Source organism: Streptomyces sp. NPDC051105 (assembly GCF_040682795.1).
In the GTDB taxonomy this organism is placed as follows: Bacteria; Actinomycetota; Actinomycetes; order Streptomycetales; family Streptomycetaceae; genus Streptomyces.
In genome coordinates this window covers 49,830-71,646 of record NZ_JBFBBR010000025.1, presented here as the reverse complement: position 1 = coordinate 71,646, position 21,817 = coordinate 49,830, and the positions used below count along the sequence as shown (strand labels likewise).

General features: G+C 71.5%; 21 protein-coding genes. 9 read left to right on the top strand and 12 right to left on the bottom strand.

Annotated features, from left to right (window positions below; genetic code table 11):
• Positions 1–132: 132 nt before the first annotated feature.
• The 3 genes from AB0N16_RS39195 to AB0N16_RS39185 all read left to right on the top strand — a co-directional run bounded on the left by AB0N16_RS39195 (position 133) and on the right by AB0N16_RS39185 (position 2,314).
• The gene (locus AB0N16_RS39195) at positions 133–699 is read left to right on the top strand and encodes a hypothetical protein (protein WP_365805409.1); all 567 of its coding nucleotides are present in this window, start codon (positions 133–135) and stop codon (positions 697–699) included.
• The gene (locus AB0N16_RS39190; protein WP_365805407.1) at positions 696–1,184 is read left to right on the top strand and encodes a ferritin-like domain-containing protein; all 489 of its coding nucleotides are present in this window, start codon (positions 696–698) and stop codon (positions 1,182–1,184) included. Before AB0N16_RS39195 ends, AB0N16_RS39190 begins: the two co-directional genes overlap by 4 nt.
• Positions 1,185–1,420: 236 nt before the next feature.
• Positions 1,421–2,314: an aminoglycoside phosphotransferase family protein gene (locus AB0N16_RS39185; RefSeq protein ID WP_365805405.1), complete on the top strand. Its 894-nt coding sequence runs from the start codon at positions 1,421–1,423 to the stop codon at positions 2,312–2,314.
• 87 nt (positions 2,315–2,401) lie between these two features.
• Here the strand turns inward: AB0N16_RS39185 and AB0N16_RS39180 are convergent, their stop codons facing one another.
• Genes AB0N16_RS39180 through AB0N16_RS39165 form a run of 4 tightly spaced genes read right to left on the bottom strand, consistent with a single transcriptional unit; the run spans position 2,402 to position 5,361 of the window.
• Complete coding sequence (locus AB0N16_RS39180; RefSeq protein ID WP_365805403.1) at positions 2,402–2,602, bottom strand: ferredoxin; 201 nt, start codon at positions 2,600–2,602, stop codon at positions 2,402–2,404.
• A 1-nt stretch (position 2,603) separates the two neighbouring features.
• Positions 2,604–3,821: an NADH-ubiquinone oxidoreductase-F iron-sulfur binding region domain-containing protein gene (locus AB0N16_RS39175; RefSeq protein WP_365805401.1), complete on the bottom strand. Its 1,218-nt coding sequence runs from the start codon at positions 3,819–3,821 to the stop codon at positions 2,604–2,606.
• On the bottom strand, positions 3,818–4,396 hold the full coding sequence (locus tag AB0N16_RS39170) for a ferric reductase-like transmembrane domain-containing protein (protein WP_365805399.1): 579 nt from the start codon (positions 4,394–4,396) through the stop codon (positions 3,818–3,820). Before AB0N16_RS39170 ends, AB0N16_RS39175 begins: the two co-directional genes overlap by 4 nt.
• Positions 4,393–5,361 (bottom strand): FAD:protein FMN transferase, encoded by a 969-nt coding sequence (locus AB0N16_RS39165; protein ID WP_365805397.1) that lies wholly within the window; start codon positions 5,359–5,361, stop codon positions 4,393–4,395. Before AB0N16_RS39165 ends, AB0N16_RS39170 begins: the two co-directional genes overlap by 4 nt.
• Before the next feature lie 12 nt (positions 5,362–5,373).
• Between AB0N16_RS39165 and AB0N16_RS39160 the strand changes: the two genes are divergently transcribed.
• Complete coding sequence (locus AB0N16_RS39160) at positions 5,374–5,724, top strand: hypothetical protein (RefSeq protein WP_365805395.1); 351 nt, start codon at positions 5,374–5,376, stop codon at positions 5,722–5,724.
• A 228-nt stretch (positions 5,725–5,952) separates the two neighbouring features.
• On the opposite strand, the gene AB0N16_RS39155 is transcribed toward AB0N16_RS39160, so the two are convergent.
• The 6 genes from AB0N16_RS39155 to dxr all read right to left on the bottom strand — a co-directional run bounded on the left by AB0N16_RS39155 (position 5,953) and on the right by dxr (position 13,596).
• Positions 5,953–7,659, bottom strand: coding sequence for a proline--tRNA ligase (locus AB0N16_RS39155; protein WP_365805393.1), 1,707 nt, complete (start codon positions 7,657–7,659; stop codon positions 5,953–5,955).
• Between the two features lie 80 nt (positions 7,660–7,739).
• Positions 7,740–8,270 carry a GNAT family N-acetyltransferase gene (locus AB0N16_RS39150; RefSeq protein WP_365805391.1) on the bottom strand — a complete coding sequence of 177 codons (531 nt, stop codon included), beginning with the start codon at positions 8,268–8,270 and terminating at the stop codon, positions 7,740–7,742.
• Positions 8,271–8,402: 132 nt separating this feature from the next.
• Positions 8,403–9,251: a GNAT family N-acetyltransferase gene (locus AB0N16_RS39145; RefSeq protein ID WP_365805389.1), complete on the bottom strand. Its 849-nt coding sequence runs from the start codon at positions 9,249–9,251 to the stop codon at positions 8,403–8,405.
• 345 nt (positions 9,252–9,596) lie between these two features.
• Positions 9,597–10,754 carry a flavodoxin-dependent (E)-4-hydroxy-3-methylbut-2-enyl-diphosphate synthase gene (gene ispG / locus AB0N16_RS39140; protein ID WP_365805387.1) on the bottom strand — a complete coding sequence of 386 codons (1,158 nt, stop codon included), beginning with the start codon at positions 10,752–10,754 and terminating at the stop codon, positions 9,597–9,599.
• Between the two features lie 269 nt (positions 10,755–11,023).
• On the bottom strand, positions 11,024–12,316 hold the full coding sequence (locus AB0N16_RS39135; protein WP_365805432.1) for a site-2 protease family protein: 1,293 nt from the start codon (positions 12,314–12,316) through the stop codon (positions 11,024–11,026).
• An 8-nt stretch (positions 12,317–12,324) separates the two neighbouring features.
• Positions 12,325–13,596, bottom strand: a complete 1,272-nt coding sequence (gene dxr, locus AB0N16_RS39130) for a 1-deoxy-D-xylulose-5-phosphate reductoisomerase (RefSeq protein ID WP_365805385.1) — start codon at positions 13,594–13,596, stop codon at positions 12,325–12,327.
• A 109-nt stretch (positions 13,597–13,705) separates the two neighbouring features.
• Between dxr and AB0N16_RS39125 the strand changes: the two genes are divergently transcribed.
• Entirely contained in the window at positions 13,706–13,915 is a 210-nt protein-coding gene (locus AB0N16_RS39125; RefSeq protein ID WP_365805383.1) for a type II toxin-antitoxin system VapB family antitoxin, read from the top strand.
• A complete protein-coding gene (locus AB0N16_RS39120; protein WP_365805381.1) occupies positions 13,912–14,331 on the top strand; it encodes a PIN domain nuclease in 420 nt (139 codons plus the stop codon). Before AB0N16_RS39125 ends, AB0N16_RS39120 begins: the two co-directional genes overlap by 4 nt.
• A 12-nt stretch (positions 14,332–14,343) precedes the next feature.
• On the opposite strand, the gene AB0N16_RS39115 is transcribed toward AB0N16_RS39120, so the two are convergent.
• A complete protein-coding gene (locus tag AB0N16_RS39115) occupies positions 14,344–16,278 on the bottom strand; it encodes an acyl-CoA dehydrogenase family protein (protein WP_365805379.1) in 1,935 nt (644 codons plus the stop codon).
• Between the two features lie 323 nt (positions 16,279–16,601).
• Between AB0N16_RS39115 and AB0N16_RS39110 the strand changes: the two genes are divergently transcribed.
• The 3 genes from AB0N16_RS39110 (at position 16,602) to AB0N16_RS39100 (ending at position 21,053) form a co-directional block, all read left to right on the top strand.
• Positions 16,602–17,615, top strand: a complete 1,014-nt coding sequence (locus AB0N16_RS39110) for a LacI family DNA-binding transcriptional regulator (protein ID WP_365805377.1) — start codon at positions 16,602–16,604, stop codon at positions 17,613–17,615.
• A 79-nt stretch (positions 17,616–17,694) separates the two neighbouring features.
• Positions 17,695–19,749 carry a glycoside hydrolase family 31 protein gene (locus AB0N16_RS39105; RefSeq protein ID WP_365805375.1) on the top strand — a complete coding sequence of 685 codons (2,055 nt, stop codon included), beginning with the start codon at positions 17,695–17,697 and terminating at the stop codon, positions 19,747–19,749.
• A gap of 116 nt (positions 19,750–19,865) precedes the next feature.
• Entirely contained in the window at positions 19,866–21,053 is a 1,188-nt protein-coding gene (locus AB0N16_RS39100; protein ID WP_365805373.1) for a sulfotransferase, read from the top strand.
• Between the two features lie 48 nt (positions 21,054–21,101).
• Here AB0N16_RS39100 and AB0N16_RS39095 read toward each other — a convergent pair whose 3' ends face one another.
• Positions 21,102–21,815, bottom strand: coding sequence for a hypothetical protein (locus tag AB0N16_RS39095; RefSeq protein ID WP_365805371.1), 714 nt, complete (start codon positions 21,813–21,815; stop codon positions 21,102–21,104).
• Positions 21,816–21,817 lie beyond the last annotated feature (2 nt).

Sequence of the window (21,817 nt, the reverse complement as noted above, 5' to 3'; positions counted from 1 at the left end):
GTCCACCCGGGTAGGGACGGTGCCGATGAGTGGCTTCGGACAGGTGCGCGGGTACGGTGATCACGGGCGGGTCCGTCCCGTGTCCCATTTCTTTCGCGTTTCTTCGTATCCAGCTCCCCGAGGACGTCTGCCGTGCCGTTCCCCCCGCCGTCGCGTACCCCCAGGGGAGTACGCAGAAGGAGCCTGATCGTCTCGGCGGCCTCGGCCGCCGTGCTGGCGGGCTGCTCCGCCGCCCCAGACCCCGTCGCCGGCGGCGGCAGCACGTCGGTCTCCGCGCGGGCACGCGCGCGTGCGGCGCGGGACAGCGAGGCGCTGCTCCGGCAGTACGACGCCGTCCTCGCCGCCCACCCCGCGCTCGCGGAGCGGCTGCGGCCGCTGCGGGCCCAGGTGGCGGCCCACGCGGCGGCCTTCACGGAGGGCGCGTCCGAGGGCGGAACGGCGACGGCCTTCACGGAGGGCGCGTCCGAGGGCGGAACGGCGACGGCGTCACCGTCGGCCACGGCGTCCGCGTCGCCCTCCCCCGAGGTTCCGGCCGACGAGAGGTCCGCGCTCGCCGCGCTGGCCACCGCCGAGCGCGGCCTCGCCGACCGGCGGGCCAAGGAACTGCTGGACGTGCCCGGCGAACTGGCCCGGCTGCTGGCCGGGGTTTCGGCGGCCGGGTCCGCGCACGCCTACCTGCTGACGGAGGGTGAGAAGTGAGCGACGAGGCCGAGACCGGGGTGCTGAAGGCGCTCCAGGCGGCGCTGGCGGCCGAGCACGCGGCGGTCTACGGGTACGGCGTCGTCGGCGGCCGGATCGGCCGGCAGCGGCTGGCCGAGGCCCGTTCGGCGTACGACGCGCACCGGGCCCGCCGGGACGCGCTGGCCCGTGAGGTGCGGGACCTGGGCGCCGCGCCCGTCGCCGCGAGCGCGGCCTACGCGCTGCCGTTCGCCGTCACCGATGCGGCGACGGCCGTACGGCTCGCCGCCGAGTTGGAGAACCGGGTGGCCGAGGTGTACTCCGACCTGGTCCGGGCATCTTCGGGCGAGCGGCGCGGGTCGGCGGCCGGGGCACTGCGGGAGGCCGCGGTGCGGGCGGTGCGGTGGAGCGGGAAGAGCGTAGCCTTCCCTGGGCTCGCCGAGCGGGACACGCCGCTGGGCCGGGCCGGCGGTTCGGCCGCGCCTTCGGTCTCGTCGACTCCCTAGGCCCTGTCGTCACCGTCGTCCGCCCGAAGGGCGGGCCCCGCGGCGTCAGGTGCGTGCTCTGGGCGTGCCGGGCCCTGAGCCTCGTACTGGACGTACTTGGGTCAGGGCCCGGTGCGGCGAGTGGGGGCACCTCCCACGCCCTTAAGGCAGTGGAGGAGCGTGCATGGCGTCGCGGGGCAGACGGGAATTTGACGACAGGGCCTAGGGCACCAGTACAGGAAAGGAACGACTCGCGTATGGCTTTCGAACCGCCGCGGCGCCTGGTGAAGGCGCTCGGTGAGACGGCGCCGGACGGTGACGAGTGGCTGGAGAAGCTGCCGGGTGCGCTGGAACGGGCCGTCGCGCTACGCGAGTTGACCGTGGAGCGGGTCCAGGTACCCGGCGGCCGCAGCAGCGTCGTCCTGCTGGTGCGGCGGGCGGACGGGACACCGGCGGTGCTGAAGCTGGCGCCGCGGCGGGCCCGCCCGGAGAGCGAGGCGGCCGCGCTGGCGCACTGGGGTGGACTGGGCGCCGTACGGTTGCTGGACGCGGACGCGGCCGACGGGGTGCTGCTGCTGGAGCGGCTGCACCCGGAGGTCTCGGTGCGGTCGCTGCCCGAGGCGAAGGCGTTGCTGGAGGCGGCGGGGACGTTGCGGCGGCTGTGGGTGGAACCGCCGGACGGGCCGGTCTTCGAGACGGTGGCGGAGCGGACCGGGCGGCAGGCCACGGCGATGCGGGCGGCCGCAGGCCCGGAGGTGACCCCGCTGGTCGACGCGGCGCTCGTCGCCCGGGACGAGCTGCTGTCCGCGCCTCCTGAGCGGCGGTTGCTGCACGGCACGTTCCGGCAGAGCAAGGTGCTGGCCGGGGAGCGGCTGCCGTGGCTGGCGGTGGGGCCGGATCCGGTGGTCGGGGAGTGTGCGTTCGATCTGGCGCGGCTGGTGCGGGACCGGGTCGAGGATCTGATCGCCTCGTCGTCGGGGGCGGCGATCACCCGGCGGCGGATCAAGCGGCTCGCGGAGTCACTCGAGGTGGATCAGGAGCGGTTGCGGGGGTGGACGTTGTTCCGGGCGGTGGAGTCGGGTGTGCGGGCGCTTCGCGTGGGGCGGCCGAGGGATGCGGAGCTGTTGCTCGAATTCGCGGGGTGGGTTTGACGGAGCCGGGTGCGGGTTCGGTGGGGGCCGAGCGCGCCCGCGCGGCAGAGCCGCACATCGATACAGCCCCGCGCCCGTGAAGGGCGCTCAGCTCTTCCTTAGTCTCAAGGCGAGGACCGGACAGTCCGCCGCTGCCCTCCGGGCTCGCTTTCTGGTGCGGGGTGGGATGGGCCGGCCGTCGATGATGGGGTAGCCCCATTCGTCCAGGGTGATGTGCTCCGGGAGCAGCTCTGCGCACAGGCCGTGGCCCTGGCAGGACGTCCAGTCGATGGCTATGTGCTGGTCCATGTCAGATCCGCTCCGTGGGGACGGGCAGCAGGGGCGTGTGGTCGGTCGCGGTGCACACCCCGTGGGCGTGGGCTTCCACCTCGGTCGCGAACGTCGTCAGTGCGCTGCGGACCAGGCGGATGGTGCCGTCGGGGTGGTGGCAGGCGCCTCGGCCCTCCACCAGGCCCGCCCAGCGGGAGATGTCGGCACGGGTGGTGGCCTGGGGGCCGGGGGCGGCCAGGGTGTGGAAGGCGGCGGCCATACGCGGGAGGCCGTTGCGGCACGGGCCGCACTGGCCCGCCGACTCCAGGGCCAGATGGCGCAGGACCCGGGCGGTCTCGGCCACCCCGCAGCGGTCGGCGGGGAGGGCGGCCAGCACTCCAGCGCCCAAGTAGGCGGAGGAGAGCGGGACCTGGGCGGCCTCGGTCGCCGGTATCCAGGTGCCGTGGTAGCCGCCGACCAGGGCCGCGGACGCGCCTTCCAGGGGGAGCAGGCGGCCGATCGGCATGCCGAAGGGGGCCTCCACCACCCGGACTTCGCGGCCCGGTACATGCAGGGTGCACAGGGCGCTGCCGGGTTCGGCGGGGGTGCCCGCCGTGCGGAACCAGTCCGCGCCGTACCGGGCGATCAGCGCCAGGTGGGCCAGTGTCTCGACGTTCTGGACCAGGGTGGGGGCGCGGCGCACCCCGCGTTCGCGGACCGGCGGGGCCGGACGGGTGGGGCGGGCCGGGCCGCCGGAGAGGTACCGCACCAGGGCCGAGGCCTGCCCGGAGAGGAAGCGGGCGGGCAGCCGTACGACCGTCACGCTCACCGGGTCGTGGCGCTGGGCGACGGCCGACTCCAGGTAGGAGGCGCCGTCCTCCACGGCGAGGTAGGCCTCCCGCGCGCCGATCGCCTCGGCCGCCAGCTGCAGCCCGTCCAGGACCAGGTGGGGTGAGAGCCTCAGAAGCGTCCTGTCCTTGCGGGCGGCCGGTTCGCTCTCCGCGCCGTTCGCCACGACGACCGGGGCACGTCGGGTGCGCCGGGCCGCGTCGGCGACCGCGACGAACTTCCGGTAGGCGGGGAAGCCCGCCCCGCCGCGACCGGTGAGGCCGGATTCGGCGAGGGTGCGGAGGAGGGCCGCCGGGTCGCCGTACGCGAGAGGGCCGTAGCGCTGTTCGTGCGTGGTGAGGTCGGCCGAGGTGCCGCCGGGGGCCAGCAGCCGGGGTGACATGTAGACGTCGGTGAAGAGCGTGGTCATCGGTGGGCCCCTTCGGTGTGCAGAAGCGCGGCGGGGGTCTGACGGGAGGCGCGGACGGCTTGCGCGGTGCGCAGGGCGAAGGCGGTGATCACCGTGGCGACGCAGGCCACGGTCAGCCAGGTCATCCAGTCGGTGCCGGCGTCCGTGCCGATGCCGACGCCGTGGATGAGGGCGACCGGCCAGGAGACGTACGCCAGCCGGTGCACGGCCCGCCAGGCGCGCCGGCCGAGGCGGTCGCGAAGGAGGCTGGTGACCAGGACCGCGAGCAGGAGGTCGAAGGCGACCGTGCCGAGGCCGAGCCAGAGCGGCTGGTAGGCGGAGACGAAGGGGACGAGGGCGTCGAGGGGGCTGATGCCGACGTAGCCGTCGACCACCGCCGCGGTGATGTGCAGGGCCAGGAAGGCGGTGGCGGAGAGGGAGAGACTGCGGTGCAGGGCGACCGTGCCGAAGCGGGGCAGGCCGGGGAGGCGGGTGCGCAGCCGCACGGCGATGCCGAGCAGGACGACGAACGTGAAGAGGACCAGGCAGACGGCGCCGGTGGCACGGTTGGCGTACCAGAGGGTCTCGGAGGTCATGCGGCCGCCTCCAGCGGCGCGGCGGGGGCGGGCCAGCCCGGGGTCGTGACGACCGTGCCCCGGTGGGTCACCAGCCGGGCCGGCAGCCCGAGCCGGGTCAGCCGGCGTTCCGCGCCCGCGCCCTGCACCAGGGCCGCCGTGCTCGCCGCGTTGGCGTCGGCGCAGGTGGCCGCGGCCACCGAGACCGTGCGCCACGGGGAGCGGACCGGCAGTCCGGTGCGCGGGTCGACGATGTGGTGGAGGTCGTAGCCGCCGCGCTGCCAGCGGCGGGCGCCGGTGCCGGAGGTGGCGAGGCCGCCGGAGCCCAGGCCGACCATGTCGTACGACCCCGGCGCGGGCCGTTGGTCGACCGGGCCGGTGATGTCCTGGACGCGGATCTGCCAGCCGCCCGCCGGGGGATCACCGGCCACGGCCGTGTCGCCGCCGAGGCTCACCAGGACCCCGCAGCCGGCCGTGTCGGCCAGCATCCGCGCGGCCCGGTCGGCGGCCCAGGCCTTCGCGGTCGCGCCCAGGTCGAGGCGGACGCCCTCGGGGACGGTGACCGTGCCGGTCGCCCGGTCGAGGGTGATCCTGCGCCAGCCCGGGGCGCGCCGCACCCGCAGGGAGACCGGGCGGTCGTCCTCGCGTACGAGGGTGAAGTCGCGGTCGTAGCCGATCGCGTCCATCGCCGAGCCGACCGTGGGGTCCACCGCGCCGTCGGTCGCCTCGGCCGCGCGCAGGGCGACGGCGAGGGCCTCGGCGAGCAGCGGGCTGACCCGGACCGGGCGCCCCTGGGTGGTGTCGAGGGCGGCCAGCTCGGAGTCGGTACGGAACCGGCTGCAGGCCGCGTCCACCTCGGCGAGCTGCCGGGCGAGGAGCAGGTTGCAGGAGTCCAGCAGGGCCGGGTCGGTGACGACCAGACGGACGGTGGTGCCGAGGGCACGCCAGTCGGCGGCGGCCTTCGTACGCGGGGCGAGGGCGGTCATGACGCCCCCGAGGTGGAGTCGGCGGAGCCGCTGCCGGAGGTGAGGCCGTCGGAGGAGGACTGGAGGTCCGAGGAACCGGAGGACGACGAACCGTCGGAGCTGGAGGTGGAGTTGGAACTGGAGCTGGTGCTGGTGCTGGAGCCGGAGCCGGAGCCGGAGCCGGAGCTGGAGCCGGAGCTGGAGCCGGAGCTGGTGCTCGACGTCGTCCCCGTGCCGCTGCTCGCCGTCGTGTCGGCGTCCGCCTGCATCGTGCCGACCAGGGCGAACACCCCGGCCGCCGCGGCGAGCGTGACCGCCGCCGCCAGGGCCGCCGCGCGTCGGGTCCCCCGGCGGACCGCCGCGGCCGCCCTCCGCTCCCCCTGATCCCCCTGATCCCCCTGCTCCCCCTGATCCCCCTGCTGCCTGCGCTGCACTCTCTCGGTCATGACCGATCCCCTCCTGCGTGACTCTCTGTCACGCATTACGTTCGGGGACCGGCCTGAGAGAAGCCTGTGACGCACCCATACGGATCGGAAGAACTGTCTGAGACGTTCCTGAAAGGCGGCAGCGGCCGTCGGTGAGTCACCGGCGGCCGCTGCGAGGGGAGTTGGGTCAGTTCGCGCTCAGGCGGGCGATCGCCTCGTCCACCGTCAGCTCCTCGCGCTCGCCCGTCTTGCGGTCCTTGAGCTCCAGGACGCCCTCGCCGGAGCGGCGGCCGGCGACCAGGATCTGCGGCACGCCGATGAGTTCGGCGTCGGTGAACTTCACGCCCGGAGAGACCCCGGCCCGGTCGTCGACCAGGACGCGCAGGCCGGCCGCCCGCAGCTTCTCCGAGACGTCCAGGGCGAGTTCGGTCTGCAGGGCCTTGCCGGCGGCGACGACGTGGACGTCGGCCGGAGCGACCTCACGGGACCAGACCAGGCCGTGCTCGTCGGCGGTCTGCTCGGCGAGGGCGGCGACGGCGCGGGAGACGCCGATGCCGTAGGAGCCCATGGTGACGCGGACCGGCTTGCCGTTCTGGCCGAGGACGTCGAGCTTGAGCGCGTTGGTGTACTTCTGGCCCAGCTGGAAGATGTGGCCGATCTCGATGGCACGGTCCAGCTTGAGGCCGGTGCCGCACTTCGGGCAGGGGTCGCCCTCCAGCACGACGACGACGTCCACGTACTCGTCGACCTCGAAGTCACGCCCGGCTACCACGTTCTTGGCGTGCGTGCCCTCCTTGTTGGCGCCGGTGATCCAGGCGGTGCCGGGGGCCACCCGCGGGTCGGCGATGTACTTCAGCTTCTCGCCGAGACCCTGCGGGCCGACGTAACCGCGGACCAGGTCGGGCCGGCCGGCGAAGTCGGACTCGGTGACCAGCTCGACGGAGGCAGGGGCGAAGTGCTCCTCGACCTTGCCCATGTCGACCTCACGGTCGCCCGGCACGCCGACGGCCACGATCTCGCCGTCGACCTTCACCAGCAGGTTCTTCAGGGTGGCGGAGGCCGGGACGCCGAGGTGGGCGGCGAGGGTCTCGATGGTCGGGGTGTCCGGGGTCGGGATCTCCTCGAGGGCGGGCACGTCGGAGGCGTCCACGGCCTTCAGCTCGTACGAGATCGCCTCGGTGTTGGCCGCGAAGTCGCAGTTCGGGCAGTCGGCGAAGGTGTCCTCGCCGGCCTCCGCCGGAGCCAGGAACTCCTCCGACTTCGAGCCGCCCATGGCACCGGCGGTGGCGGCGACGATGCGGTAGTCGAGGCCGAGGCGCTCGAAGATCCGCTGGTAGGCCGCGCGGTGCAGGGCGTACGACTTGGCGAGGCCGTCGTCGTCCAGGTCGAAGGAGTAGGAGTCCTTCATCAGGAACTCACGGCCGCGCAGGATGCCGGCCCGCGGGCGGGCCTCGTCCCGGTACTTGTTCTGGATCTGGTAGAGGATGACCGGCAGGTCCTTGTAGGAGGACGCCTGGTCCTTCACCAGCAGGGTGAAGATCTCCTCGTGGGTCGGGCCGAGGAGGTAGTCGCCGCCCTTGCGGTCCTGGAGGCGGAACAGCTCGGCGCCGTACTCCTCCCAGCGGCCGGTCGCCTCGTACGGCTCCCGGGGCAGGAGGGCCGGGAGCAGCACCTCCTGGGCGCCGATCGCGTCCATCTCCTCGCGGACGATCCGCTCGATGTTGGACAGCACCTTCAGGCCGAGGGGCAGCCAGGACCAGATGCCGGCCGCCGTGCGGCGGACGTAGCCGGCGCGGACGAGGAGCTTGTGGCTGAGGACCTCGGCGTCCGCCGGGTCGTCACGCAGCGTCTTCGCCATCAACTGGGACATGCGTTGGACCGGTGCGTTCGCCATGGTTCTCGTACTCCTGCCGGGAAAGGTTGATGGCTAGGAGGTTAGCCGGGCCTGCTGTGCCGGTGGAAATCCGTTAACGGCTATCGGCGGCGCAGGGGCAGCGGGGCGCCCATCACGGCGTACGGCTTGGGGGCACTCGGGAAGTGGACCTGGCGGGCCAGGTCGACATACCCGAGGGAGTGGTACAGGCCGCGGGCCGGGCTGTCGGTGTCGATCGCGGAGAGGATCGAGCGGGCCTCGGCGGCGCCGTCCGTGATCGTCGTGATCAGCCGGCGGCCGATACCGCGGTTCTGGTGGCGGGGATGCACATGCAGCTCGGTGATCACGAAGGAGCCGTCGAGCCAGTCGGCGTGGCCCTCGGCGCGCAGGTAGGGCTCGACGACGGTGGACCACCAGTGGGTACGGCTGTTCGGCATGCCGTAGACGAAACCGACGAGGTGGCCTTCGGCCGTGGCGCCGAGGGCCTTCGCGCCGGGGTACTGCATGTGGCGGAGGACGATCTGGCGGCGGACGGCAACCTCGTCGGGGCCCAGGCCGAAGGCGATCGCTTGGACTGCCAGGGCCTCGTCCACGTGGGAGGGGAGGTCCAGGGGGCCGATCACGAGGTCCATGGGGGGAGGGTACAGGGGGTGGAGCGGTGTCGTCCGAGTGCGGTTGCATTGTGGCTGTTCGCGCTCACGCGGCGGCCGCCGCATGTCGATGCTGCCCCGCGCCGCCGCGGGGCGCGTCTGTCCGGGCGTCAGTCAGAACAGCACGCTCATGAAGGCTCCGACCTCCTGGAAGCCCACCCGCAGATAGGTCCTTCTCGCCGCCGTGTTGAAGTCGTTGACGTAGAGGCTGACCACCGGGGCCACGTCGGCCAGGGCGTAGCGCAGCACCGCCGCCATGCCGGGGGCCGCCAGGCCCATGCCCCGGTACTCGGGGGCCACCCACACACCCTGGATCTGGCAGGCGTCCGGGGTCGCCGCGCCGATCTCCGCCTTGAAGACCACCCTGCCGCTGTCGTCGAGCCGGGCGAACGAGCGGCCGGAGCCGACGAGTTCGGCGACCCTCGCCTGGTAGAGGAGGCCGCCGTCGCCGGCCAGCGGGGAGACGCCCACCTCCTCGGTGAACATCGCCACGCACGCCGGCATGATCGCCTCCATCTCGTCCTTGCGGATGCGGCGGACGTAGGGATCCGGGGCGATGCCGGCGGGCATCCGGTCGGTGACCATCAGGGGCTGGTGGGCGCGGACGTCGCGGGCCGGGCCCCAGTGCGGCTCCAGGAGGCGCCACAGCTGGGCGGTGGCGTCGCTGGGGCCGACGATGGAGGAGCAGCGGCGGCCGGCCCGGCGGGCGCGGTCGGCGAACGCGCGGACCGCGCGCGGGGTGGCGCAGATCGGGACCAGGTTGGCGCCGGCGTAGCAGAGGGACGTGAGCATGCCGTCCTCGTACCAGCCCCACATCTCGCCGCCGAGACGCCAGGGGTCGAGGCCGGCCACCTGCACGCGTGAGGTCACGAAGGCGTTCGTGACCGGCTCGCGGTCGAGTACGGCGAGTGCGGCGTCCAGGTCACTCGGTTCGAGCACCCGAGAGGTGGTCTGCGTCAACACGTGCGGGGCCTCACGCTGAGGGGTTCTGCTGATCTCCGCACTGTACCTGCGGAAGCTTGGCCATGCCGCCCCTGCTCTGTGAAGTGACCGACGGCCGGGCATCCGACCCCTGGGGCTGCCGCCCCCGGCCTCCCGCTTTCAGGCGCATACGAGCTCGGGAGGCCATCTGTGCCCGCGAGCGCGGGGTGCGAGGAGGCGGCCGCACAACTCCCCACACACCTACCGAAGCGCCAGCCCCTTGCGGGGTCGCAGGGGCGGAGCCTCTTCCGGATGGGCGGAGCCCCTTCAGGATGGGACGGGTAGGGCGGCGGAGGCGCGAAATCCCGCCGTCGCCCGAAGACGGCCTCAGCCCGCCACCGACACCGACGGCTCCCCCGACTCCGTGCCCTCCGCCTCCATCTGTTCGGCCAGCTTCATGGCCTCCTCGATGAGGGTCTCGACGATCTTGGACTCGGGGACGGTCTTGATGACCTCGCCCTTGACGAAGATCTGGCCCTTGCCGTTGCCGGAGGCGACGCCGAGGTCGGCCTCGCGGGCCTCGCCGGGACCGTTCACGACGCAGCCCATGACGGCGACGCGCAACGGGACCTCCATGCCGGTGAGGCCGGCGGTGACCTCTTCGGCGAGCTTGTAGACGTCGACCTGGGCACGGCCGCAGGACGGGCAGGAGACGATCTCCAGGCCGCGCTGCCTGAGGTTGAGGGACTCCAGGATCTGGTTGCCGACCTTGACCTCCTCGACCGGAGGCGCGGAGAGCGAGACGCGGATCGTGTCGCCGATGCCCTGGCTCAACAGGGCTCCGAAAGCCACCGCCGACTTGATCGTGCCCTGGAAGGCCGGGCCGGCCTCCGTGACACCGAGGTGGAGGGGGTAGTCGCACTGGGCGGCGAGCTGCCGGTACGCCTCGATCATCACGACCGGGTCGTTGTGCTTGACGGAGATCTTGATGTCCCGGAAGTCGTGCTCCTCGAAGAGCGACGCCTCCCACAGCGCCGACTCGACCAGTGCCTCTGGGGTCGCCTTGCCGTACTTCTGGAGCAGCCGGCGGTCCAGGGAGCCGGCGTTGACGCCGATGCGGATCGGGGTGCCGTGGTCCTTGGCGGCCGCCGCGATCTCCTTGACCTTGTCGTCGAACTGCTTGATGTTGCCGGGGTTGACCCGGACCGCGGCGCAGCCGGCCTCGATGGCGGCGAAGACGTACTTCGGCTGGAAGTGGATGTCCGCGATGACCGGGAGCTGCGACTTCTTCGCGATGGTGGCGAGGGCGTCGGCGTCGTCCTGGGTGGGGCAGGCGACGCGGACGATCTGGCAGCCGGACGCGGTGAGCTCGGCGATCTGCTGGAGGGTCGCGCCGATGTCCGACGTACGGGTCGTGGTCATCGACTGGACCGAGACCGGGGCGTCTCCGCCGACCGCCACGGAGCCGACCTGGATCTGCCGGCTCTTCCGGCGCTCGGCGAGCTTGGTCGGAACGGACGGCATGCCGAGAGAAATCGCAGTCATCTGCTGTGCAACCCCAAGTCGTGGATCAAGGTCCAGGTCCCGTCGTAGGCGGGTTCCAGACTCCGAGATTACGGCACCGGGCCGGGCGCGAGCACATCCCCTACGGGTAAACCCACTCAATGGAAGCGGCCCGGAACACAGTGTTCCGGGCCGCTTCGAACGTCGTATGGCTACGAGATTTTCACGGGGTTAACCAGTTTCGGCCACCCCTCAGCGCCTCGAGAGCTCTCGGGTTCAGAGCCTGGTACTGACGGCCAGCCTCTCGTCAGCTAGCTGATTTTGACCGGATTAACGACATCTGCGATGAGCACGAGAACCGTGAAGCAGATGAAGATCCCCGCCACCACATAAGCCACCGGCATCAGCTTCGCCACGTCGAAGGGACCGGGGTCCGGGCGGCGGAGCACCTTCGCCAGGTTTCGGCGGAGTGACTCCCACAGGGCGCCCGCGATGTGGCCGCCGTCCAGCGGGAGGAGCGGGAGCATGTTGAAGAGGAACAGGGAGAGGTTGAATCCGGCCACCAGCATCAGGGCCATGGCCAACTGCTGCGTGGGCGGGATGTCGAGGGTGAAGATCTCGCCGCCGACCCGCGCCGCGCCGACCACGCCCATCGGGGAGTCCGGCTGGCGGGGGGCGCCGTCGAAGGCGGCGTCCCACAGGGCCGGGATCTTCCCGGGCAGACCCGCGATGGAGTCGACGGCCTCGCCGAGGCGGTCGCCCATCCAGGTCACCGACTGGCCGAGGTCCTGGCGGACGATGCCGGTGGCCGCGCTGAAGCCCAGGAAGCCCGCCGTGACGTACTTGCCCTGGACGATCTGGCCGCTGGAGTCCTTCTTGGCGACCTGGTTGGTGGCGATCTTCGCGTGCAGGGTGACGTCCTGGCCCTTGCGGTCGACGACGATCGCGACGGCCTTGCCGGGGGTGGCGCGGATCAGGTCGGAGAGCTGGTTCCAGCTGGTGGTCCGCACTCCGTCGAAGGAGACGATCTTGTCGCCGGCCTTCAGGCCCGCGGCGGCGGCCGGGGAGGCGGCGTCGGTCTTCTTGCAGGTGTCGCGGTTCTGGCTCTGCGCGATCACACACTGGGAGACCGAGCTGACGGTGGTGGTCTGCTGGCTGATGCCGAAGCCCATCAGGACCGTGAGGAACAGGGCCACCGCGAGGATCAGGTTCATGAAGGGGCCCGCGAACATCACGATCACGCGCTTCCAGGGGGCGCGCGTATAGAAGAGGCGGGTCTCGTCACCGGGCTGGAGCTCCTCGAAGGCGGCCGAGCGGGCGTCCTCGATCATGCTGCGCCAGGGGGAGGTGGAGCGCGCGGTGATGCGGCCGTCGGGGCCCGGCGGGAACATGCCGATCATGCGGATGTAGCCGCCGGCCGGGATGGCCTTGAAGCCGTACTCGGTCTCGCCCTTGTGCCGCGACCAGATGGTCGGGCCGAAGCCGACCATGTATTGCGGGACGCGGATCCCGAAGAGCTTGGCGGTGGAGAGGTGCCCCAGCTCGTGCCAGGCGATCGAGACCAGCAGGCCGATCACGAAGACGACTATGCCGAGGATCATCATCAGGGCTGTCATGCACGCGCCTCCGCGGTCGCCGTCTGTGCTGTCAGTTCCCGGGCCCGGGCCCGTGCCCAGGTCTCCGCTTCGAGTACGTCCGGCACGGTGAGCGAAGTTCCCGTACGAGGAGTGCCGTGTTCCTCGACGACCCGGGTGACGGTATCCATGATCCCGTTGAAGGGCAGCAGACCGCTCCGGAACGCCTCGACGCATTCCTCGTTGGCCGCATTGAACACCGCCGGCGCGGTGCCCGCGAGCTCACCGACGCGCCGGGCGAGGTTCACGGAGGGGAAGGCCTCGTTGTCCAGCGGGAAGAACTCCCAGGTGGAGGCCTTGCTCCAGTCGAAGGCGGGGGCCGCGTCCGGGACCCGTTCGGGCCAGCCGAGACCGATGGCGATCGGCCCCCGCATGTCGGGGGGCGTCGCCTGCGCGATCGTGGATCCGTCCGTGAACTCGACCATCGAGTGGACATACGACTGCGGGTGCACGACCACCTCAATCCGATCGAAGGGAATGTCGTAGAGGAGGTGTGCCTCGATGACTTCCAGTCCCTTGTTGACCAGGGTGGCGGAGTTGATCGTGATGACCGGTCCCATCGCCCAGGTGGGGTGGGCGAGCGCTTCGTCGACGGTCACCCGGGCCAGGTCGGCCTTGGTCCGGCCCCGGAACGGCCCCCCGGAGGCGGTGACGACCAGCTTGCGGACGTCGGCCCGGGTCCCCGCCGCCAGCGCCTGGAAGAGCGCGGCGTGCTCGGAGTCGACCGGGATGATCTGGCCGGGCTTGGCCAGCGCCTTGACCAGCGGGCCGCCGACGATCAGCGACTCCTTGTTGGCGAGCGCGAGGGTGCGGCCCGCCTCCAGGGCGGCGAGGGTGGGCGCGAGGCCGATGGAGCCGGTGATGCCGTTGAGGACGGTGTGGCAGTCGGACGAGGCGACGTGGGTGGCCGCGTCGGGTCCGGCGAGGATCTCGGGGAGCGGTTCACCGGCTCCGTAGAGCCCCGTCAGTGCCTCGCGCAGGGCCGGTACGACGTCCTCGCGGGCGACCGCGACGGTCCGTACCCGCAGCCGGTGCGCCTGCTCGGCGAGGAGGGCGAGCCGGCCGCCGTTGGCGGACAGGGCGGTGACCCGGAAGCGGTCGGGGTTGCGCAGCACGAGGTCGATGGCCTGGGTGCCGATGGATCCGGTGGAGCCGAGGATCACCACGTCCTTGGGGCCGTCGCCCGCGAGCGGGTCGTACACGAGGTGCGGGTCGGCGAGGGGGGCCGGACTGGCAGGACTGTCGGTCATCCCCCCATTGTTGCCGCAACGGGCGGCCGGGAGGACAGGGCGTCCCCTTCAGGGACGGTTCGATACTCTATATACGCAAGACTCGGCTTGATATACGGGGAGTGTCGCGATGGCCAAGACTCTGATCGACATCGACGAGGAGCTGCTGGCGCAGGCGGCCATAGCGTTCGGGACCAAGACGAAGAAGGACACCGTGACCGCGGCCCTGCAAGAAGGCGTCGAACGTAAGAAGCGTGCCCTCGCGCTGGCCCGGCTGGCTGCGCAGGCCGACGCGGGCGACTTCGACATCCTCCTGGACAAGGCGAACTACCGACGATGACCACGGCCAAATACCTCATCGACACAAGCGCCCTCGTCCGGATCCTCAGGCAACCGGCCCTCGCCTACTGGGAGAGCCCCCTCGCAGAGGGACTCGTCGCCCGATGCCCGGTGACCGAGATCGAGTTCCTCTACAGCGCCGGGGACGCCGAGAACCGTGTACAGATGGTCGAGGACCTGGACGCCCTGTTCTGCTGGACCCCCCAGGACGACCGCGCGCTGACGCGGGCATGGCGCGTCCAGGAGGAGCTGACCGCCAAGGGCCGGCATCGCTCGGCGGGGGCGGTCGACCTCCTCGTCGCCGCCACCGCCGAGATACAGGGCCTCACCGTGCTGCACTACGACAACGACTTCGAGACCATCGCGTCGGTCACCGGCCAGCCCGCCCAGTGGCTCATGCCACCGGGCAGCCTGTAGCGACAGCCGTCCTCACCCGAACGGGCGGCGGACGTTCTCCCGCTCGGACGGTCCGGGGGTCGCGTCGGCGATCCACGGGCCCTCGCCCGACGGGTCGACGATCCCCCGCTCCAGCCACTCGTAGGAGCCGCCGAGCACACCCTTGACGACCTTGCGGTCCAGGTCGTCGGTGTTCGACCAGAGGCGGGTGAACAGCTCGTCGACGCGGACCCGGGCCTGCCGGCAGAACGCGTCGGCGAGCTGGTAGGCCTCGCGGCCGTGGTCGCCCTGGCTGCGCAGCAGTTCGGCGCGCACACAGGCCGCGCTCATCGCGAACAGCTCGGCGCCGATGTCCACGATCCGGCCCAGGAAGCCCTGCTTGGTCTCCATCCGGCCCTGCCAGCGGGACATGGCGTAGAAGGTGGACCGGGCCAGCTTGCGGGCGTGCCGCTCGACATAGCGCAGATGCGGGGAGAGGTCCACGCCGTGCTTGAAGTCGGCGTAGGACGTGGGGAGTTGCCCCGGACCCGCGACCAGCTTCGGCAGCCACTTGGCGTAGAAGACGCCCGCGTTCGCGCCCGCCTTCGCCTTGTCCTGGAGGGACTTGTCGGGGTCGATGAGGTCGCCCGCGACCGAGAGGTGGGCGTCGACGGCCTCGCGCGCGATCAGCAGGTGCATGATCTCCGTGGAGCCCTCGAAGATGCGGTTGATGCGCAGGTCGCGCAGGAGCTGCTCGGCGGGGACGGCACGTTCGCCGCGGGCCGCCAGCGACTCGGCCGTCTCGAAGCCGCGGCCGCCGCGGATCTGGACCAGCTCGTCCGCCATCAGGCAGCCCATCTCGGAGCCGTAGAGCTTGGCGAGGGCGGCCTCGATGCGGATGTCGTTGCGGCTCTCGTCGGCCATCTGGGAGGACAGGTCGACGACCGCCTCCAGGGCGAAGGTGGTCGCCGCGATGAAGCTGATCTTGGAGCCGACCGCCTCGTGCAGCGCGACCGGCTTGCCCCACTGCTCGCGGGCCGCCGACCACTCGCGGGCGATCTTCAGGCACCACTTGCCGGCGCCGACGCACATCGCGGGGAGCGAGAGCCGGCCGGTGTTGAGGGTGGTGAGGGCGATCTTTAGGCCGGCGCCCTCGGGGCCGATGCGGTTGGCGGCCGGGACCCGGACCTGGTGGAAGCGGGTGACGCCGTTCTCGATGCCGCGCAGGCCCATGAAGGCGTTGCGGTTCTCGACCGTGATGCCCGCGGAGTCGGCCTCGACGACGAAGGCCGTGATACCGCCCTTGCCGTCCACGGACTTGGGCACCCGGGCCATGACCACGAGGAGGTCGGCGACCACGCCGTTGGTGGTCCACAGCTTCACCCCGTCGAGGACGTAGTCGTCCCCGTCCCGTACGGCGGTGGTGGCCAGGCGGGCCGGGTCCGAGCCGACGTCCGGCTCGGTGAGCAGGAACGCGGAGATGTCGGTGCGGGCGCAGCGGGGCAGGAAGGTGTCCTTCTGCTCCTGGGTGCCGAAGATCTTCAGCGGCTGCGGGACGCCGATCGACTGGTGGGCGGAGAGCAGTGCGCCGACCGCCGGGTTCGCGGAGCCGACCAGGGCGAGGGCCTTGTTGTAGTAGACCTGGGTGAGGCCGAGACCGCCGTACTTGGTGTCGATCTTCATGCCGAGGGCGCCGATCTCCTTGAGGCCGGCGATCACCTCGTCCGGGATGCGCGCCTCGCGCTCGATGCGGGCCGAGTCGATCTTCGTCTCGCAGAACTCGCGCAGCCGTGCGAGGAACTCCTCGCCGCGGCGCACGTCCTCGTCCGCGGGGAGCGGATGCGGGTGGATGAGGTCGAGCCGGAAGCGTCCGAGGAACAGTTCCTTGGCGAAACTGGGCTTGCGCCAGTCCTGTTCCCGGGCGGCCTCCGCCACCTGACGGGCTTCCCGCTCGGTGACGGTGGGTTTTTTGGTGGTGGGGGCGGACATTTGGGCTCACCTCGCCGCAAAAGGGAGTGTTGTGGACCGTTCGTTACCGACCAGTGCTACTGGATCGTTGGTACCCGAAACGGGCCGCCCCCACCAGTCCTCGCGGTCCGATCGGGTCACCCGGAGCCGTCGACGCGGTCCGCGGTGTTGCATCGGGGGGTTCTTCCGGGGGACGGTTCGGCGAGGGTGCCGTCATTTCACTGTCGAAGCGCTTCGACAGCCTATGGACACCCACCCCCACTGAAGCTACTGTCGAACCACCCTCACTCACCCCTGTCAGCAATGCGCACTGTCGAAGCGCTTCACAAAACTTGGAGAGCTGGATGGTCACCCTCGCCGAGGTCGCCCAGCACGCCGGAGTCTCGGCGAGCACGGTGAGCTATGTCCTCAGCGGCAAGCGGTCCATCTCCACCACCACCCGGCAGCGGGTCGAGCAGAGCATCCGGGAGCTGGGCTACCACCCGAACGCCGGCGCCCGCGCCCTGGCCAGCAGCCGGTCGAACATCATCGCGCTGATGATCCCGCTGCGCACGGACATGTACGTGCCGGTGATGATGGAGATCGCGATCGCCGTGGCCACCACGGCCCGCACACACGGCTACGACGTCCTGCTGCTCACCGGCGAGGAGGGGCCGGACGCGGTACGCCGGGTCACCGGCAGCGGGCTGGCGGACGCGATGATCCTGATGGACGTGGAGCTGGAGGACGAACGGCTGCCGCTGCTCCGGGGCACCGACCAGCCCTCCGTGCTCATCGGCCTGCCCGCCTCCACCACCGGGCTGACCTGCGTCGATCTCGACTTCGGGGCGACCGGCGCGCTGTGCGTGGAGCACCTCGCGAGGCTCGGCCACCACGACATCGCTGTCATCGGCGAGGCTCCGGCGGTCTACGAACGGCACACCGGCTTCGCCGAACGCACCCTCGACGGACTCCGCTCCCGGGCCCGGGAGTTGGGGCTGCGGGTGCTGCACCGGCCGTGCGAGGGCGGGTACGACGCGATGACCGTCACCCTGGCCCGGATCTTCGACGAGCGCCCGGGCACCACGGGCTTCGTCGTCCAGAACGAGTCCGCGGTGGAGCCGCTGCTCGCGCTGCTGCGCCAGCAGGGCCGGGCCGTGCCCGAGGACGTGTCGGTGGTCGCGATCTGCCCGGACCAGGTCGCCGTCCAGGCCTCGGTACGGCTGACGTCGGTCGCCATCCCCGCCCAGGAGATGGGCCGGTACGCCGTGGAGCACCTGGTCGCCAAGCTGGACGGCCGGGGCGGTGACGAAGTCGTGCTGATCGCGCCCGAGTTGACGGTACGGGCGAGCACGGGCCCGGCGCCGGCCGGGTCCTGACCCACTCCGCTCTTCCGCACTGCCCCGCACCGCCCTGCCGGGGCACCCCCATGTCTGCACTCGTTCAGGAGCCCGCCTCGTGAATCAGCCTGCCGAAATCCAGTCCGCCGTGGCACCGCCCAAGGTGAGCCTCGCGCAGTCCTCCCCCACCGTCGGCACGTTCCGCGAGCGGGACGGTGCCCTGGAGTGGAGCGGACGTCAGGAGACACTGCGGATCGAGCCGTGGGGGCCGGACGCGGTCCGGGTGCGTGCCCGGCTCGGCGGTCCGGTCCTCGACGACCTGCCGGGCGCCCTGCTCGACGAGCCGCCGGCCACCGGGTCGACCGTCAAGATCGTCGACGGTGAAGGGCGGCTGACGGTCGGCGGCCTGACTGTCGAGGTGTCCGCCGAGGGACTGGTCCGGTTCCTGCGCACCGACGACCTCTCGGAGATCCTGGCCGAGCAGCGCGCCCACTTCTGGTGGCCCGGCTCGCGGCTCTACACCGCCGTCGGCAACGGCCACCACCGGCTGGAGCAGCGGTTCGCCGCCTACGAGGGCGAGCGGCTGTACGGCCTGGGCCAGCACCAGCACGGCCGTCTCGACCAGAAGGGCCTGGTCCTCGACCTGATCCAGCGCAACGCCGAGGTCTCGGTCCCGGTCCTGGTCTCCAGCCGCGGCTACACCCTCCTGTGGAACAACCCCGCGATCGGCCGTGTCGAACTGGCCGGCAACGGCACCCGCTGGGTGGCCGACTCGGCCCGCCAGCTCGACTACTGGATCACCGCCGGTGATCCGGCCGACGGCCAGCGCAACTACAGCGCGGTGACCGGCCGTTCGCCGATGCTGCCGGAGTGGGCGGCGGGCTTCTGGCAGTGCAAGCTGCGTTACCGCACTCAGGACGAACTCCTCGCCGTGGCCCGGGAGTACAAGCGGCGCTCGCTGCCCATCTCGGCGATCGTCTGCGACTTCTTCCACTGGACCCACCTCGGCGACTGGAAGTTCGACCCGAAGGAGTGGCCCGACCCGGCCGCGATGGTCCGCGAACTGGCCGAGCTGGGCATCAAGCTGGTGGTGAGCGTGTGGCCGTCGGTGTCCCCGCTGTCCGAGAACCACCCGGTGATGGAGCAGCACGGGTACTTCATCGGCACCCAGTACGGCCCGATGGCGCACGCCGACTGGCCGGACAAGGAGGTGGCGTCGACCGTCCAGGTCGCCTTCTACGACGCCACCAACCCCGAGGCCCGCGCCTTCGTGTGGTCCCGGGTGAAGGAGAACTACCTCGATCCGTACGGCATCACGGCGTTCTGGCTGGACGCCTGCGAGCCCGAGCTGAAGCCCGGTTTCCAGGAGAACCTGCGCTACTGGACGGGCCCGGGACTGGAGGTCGGCAACAGCTACCCCGCCGAGAACTCCCGCGCCTTCTACGAGGGCCTGCGGGCTCAGGGCGAGGAGGTCGTCACCCTCAACCGTTCGGCGTGGGCGGGCAGCCAGCGCTACGGCGCCGCCCTGTGGTCCGGGGACATCGGCACCGACTTCGCGACCCTGCGCCGGCAGATCGCGGCCGGCCTCAACACGGCCCTGTCCGGCATCCCCTGGTGGAACACGGACATCGGCGGTTTCCACGGCGGCGACCCGGACGACCCGGCCTACCGCGAGGTGCTGGTCCGCTGGTTCCAGTTCGGCGCGCTGTCCCCGCTGATGCGCCTGCACGGCTTCCGCGACCCGGGCATGCCGCTGGGCCCGGACATGACCGGCGGACCGAACGAGGTCTGGTCGTACGGCCCGGAGGTCGGCGTGATCCTGGAGAAGTACCTGCGGCTGCGCGAGCGTCTGCGGCCGTATGTCCTCCAGGTCATGCGGGAGGCCCACGAGGAGGGCCTGCCGGTGATGCGGCCGCTGTTCCTGGAGTTCCCGCGGGACCAGGCGGCCTGGACGGTCGACGACACGTATCTGTTCGGCCGGGACCTGCTGGTGGCGCCGGTGCTGACGGCGGGCGCCACCGCCCGGACGGCGTATCTGCCGGCGGGTGCCTGGTGGACGGACGCGTGGACCGGTGAGTCGTACGAGGGCGGTACGGCGGTGACGGTGGACGCGCCGCTGGACCGTATCCCGCTGTTCCTGCGGGACGGGGCGAGACTGCCGGTCGCGGAGTAGCACCGGCAGACTGCGGTTACCGGCCGGTTAATGTCTCAACTCAGCGGTGTGGTGGGGTAGTTGGAGGGGGTAGTAGGTATCCCCTCTCCCTGTCCCCCACGAAGGGTCCCGTTGCCGTGTCCTCCGGACCGCTCCCCCTCACGCTCGCCAATCTGCTGCTCAGACCCGCCTCCCGCACCCGCCGCACACCGGACCTGGCCTTCGAGCGACTGCTCGACGCGGCCGGTCCGACGGAGGGCGACGAGCCGTTCGCCGACGACTTCCGTCACCTGCTGCGATGTTGGTCCGGCGCCGAGCACCTCACCCCCGTCGGCTGGCTGTCGGCGCGCGGCCACATCGGCCGCCACCTCGCCAACCGGGCCCGGGTCCGCCGGCTGCTCGCCGAACACCCCGGGATCGAGCGGGAGCCCGTCGACCGGCCGGTGTTCGTGGTGGGCCTGCCCCGCACCGCCACCACTCTCACCCACAGCGTGCTGTCCCTGTCCGCGGACCACCGCTGCCCGCTCCTCTGGGAGTTACTCACCCCCGACCTCGATCTCGACCCCGCGGAACGGGAGAAGGCGATCACGACCGCCCGCCGCCTGGTCGGCGGGATCAACCTCTTCGCCCCGGGCTTCCGCCACATCCACAACCTGCGCCCGGAGGGGCCGGAGGAGTGCACCTTCGCGCTGCCGCACACCGTGATGCCGCTGTCCCAGGCCGTGATCCCGGAATATCTGCCCTGGCACGAGAGCCATGACTTCGGAGCCGACTACCGGTACCTCAAGCAGATCTACCAGGTGCTCCAGTACGGCCGCCCGCGCCGCCGCTGGGTGCTGAAGTCCCCGCTGCACCTGGAGAACCTGGACGCGCTGCGCGCGGTCTTCCCGGACGCCACGATCGTGTGGACGCACCGCGATCCGGCCACCGCCGTGGCCTCGTTCTGCAGCCTGGTCGAGCACGGGATGGCGGTCAACACCCGCCCCCTCGACCTGCGCTGGATCGGCGCCACCTGGCTGGAGCTGCTCAGCCGCTCGGCCGCCCGTGGGCTGGCCGCCCGTGCGCGCATTCCCCGCGAGGCGCTGGTGGACGTGCCGTACACCTGGCTGGGCACCGACCCGGCCGCGGGCGCCCCGAAGCTCTACGCGGCCGTCGGCGCCCGCTGGACCGAGGCCGACGCGGCCCGCCTCCCCGCGATCGTCGCCCGCCCCAAGGGCACCCGCGTCCACAGCTACGACCTGGCCCGCTACGGCCTGAGCCGCGCGGACGTCGACGCGGCCTTCGCCGACTACAACGCGCTGCGCGCCGAGGTCGACCGGGCGTGACCGGGCGGGGGCCGGCCCCGCGACGCGCGCGGGGCCGGCCCGTCCGGCTCAACTACTGCTGACGGTGAGGCTGTTGGTGGTGAAGTTCAGCCCGCCGGACGAGCTGGTGATCTCGTAGCCGAACTGCACGTCACCGATGGTCACGTTGCCGAACCAGCCCTTGGTGTCCTTGATCCACTTCAGGATCGGCAGGATGTCGATCGTGCCGGAGGTGGAGTTGGAGCTCCGGATGAACGAATAGACGTTGTTCGCGCCGTTGTTGCCCTTGTAGACGGTCCAGGTGTTGCTGCCCAGGGTGAGCGTGCCCTGCGAGGTGCCGAGCGGGCCGACGGCGCCGGTCTTGTTGACCCAGAGCATGATCTCGTTGGCGTATCCGGTGTCCCAGATGTCGTACGAGGTGTTGTACGCGCCGGACGACGGGACGGTCACGTTGTAGCTGCTGGTGAGCGACCCGAGAGAGGTGATCGTCTTGTTGATCACCTTCTTGGAGTTGGGGTACGACTTGATGCCGCCGGTGTTGGGGTGGTTGGCGGTGACGCCCCAGTTGGTTCCGGAGTTGGCCCAGATGCACTGGGTGCCGGCGCCGGAGCCCCAGATGTTGTTGTAGAGGGTGTAGCCGTTCAGCGTGGTGTTGCCCCACTGGTCGCAGGAGCTCCAGACGGCGGCCGAGGCGGGCGCCGAGGCGAGGCCGACGGTGGCGCCGAGGGCGAGCGCGGGGGCGATCAGGGCCGTGGCGGCCCTGCCGAGCGTACGTGATGCCATGG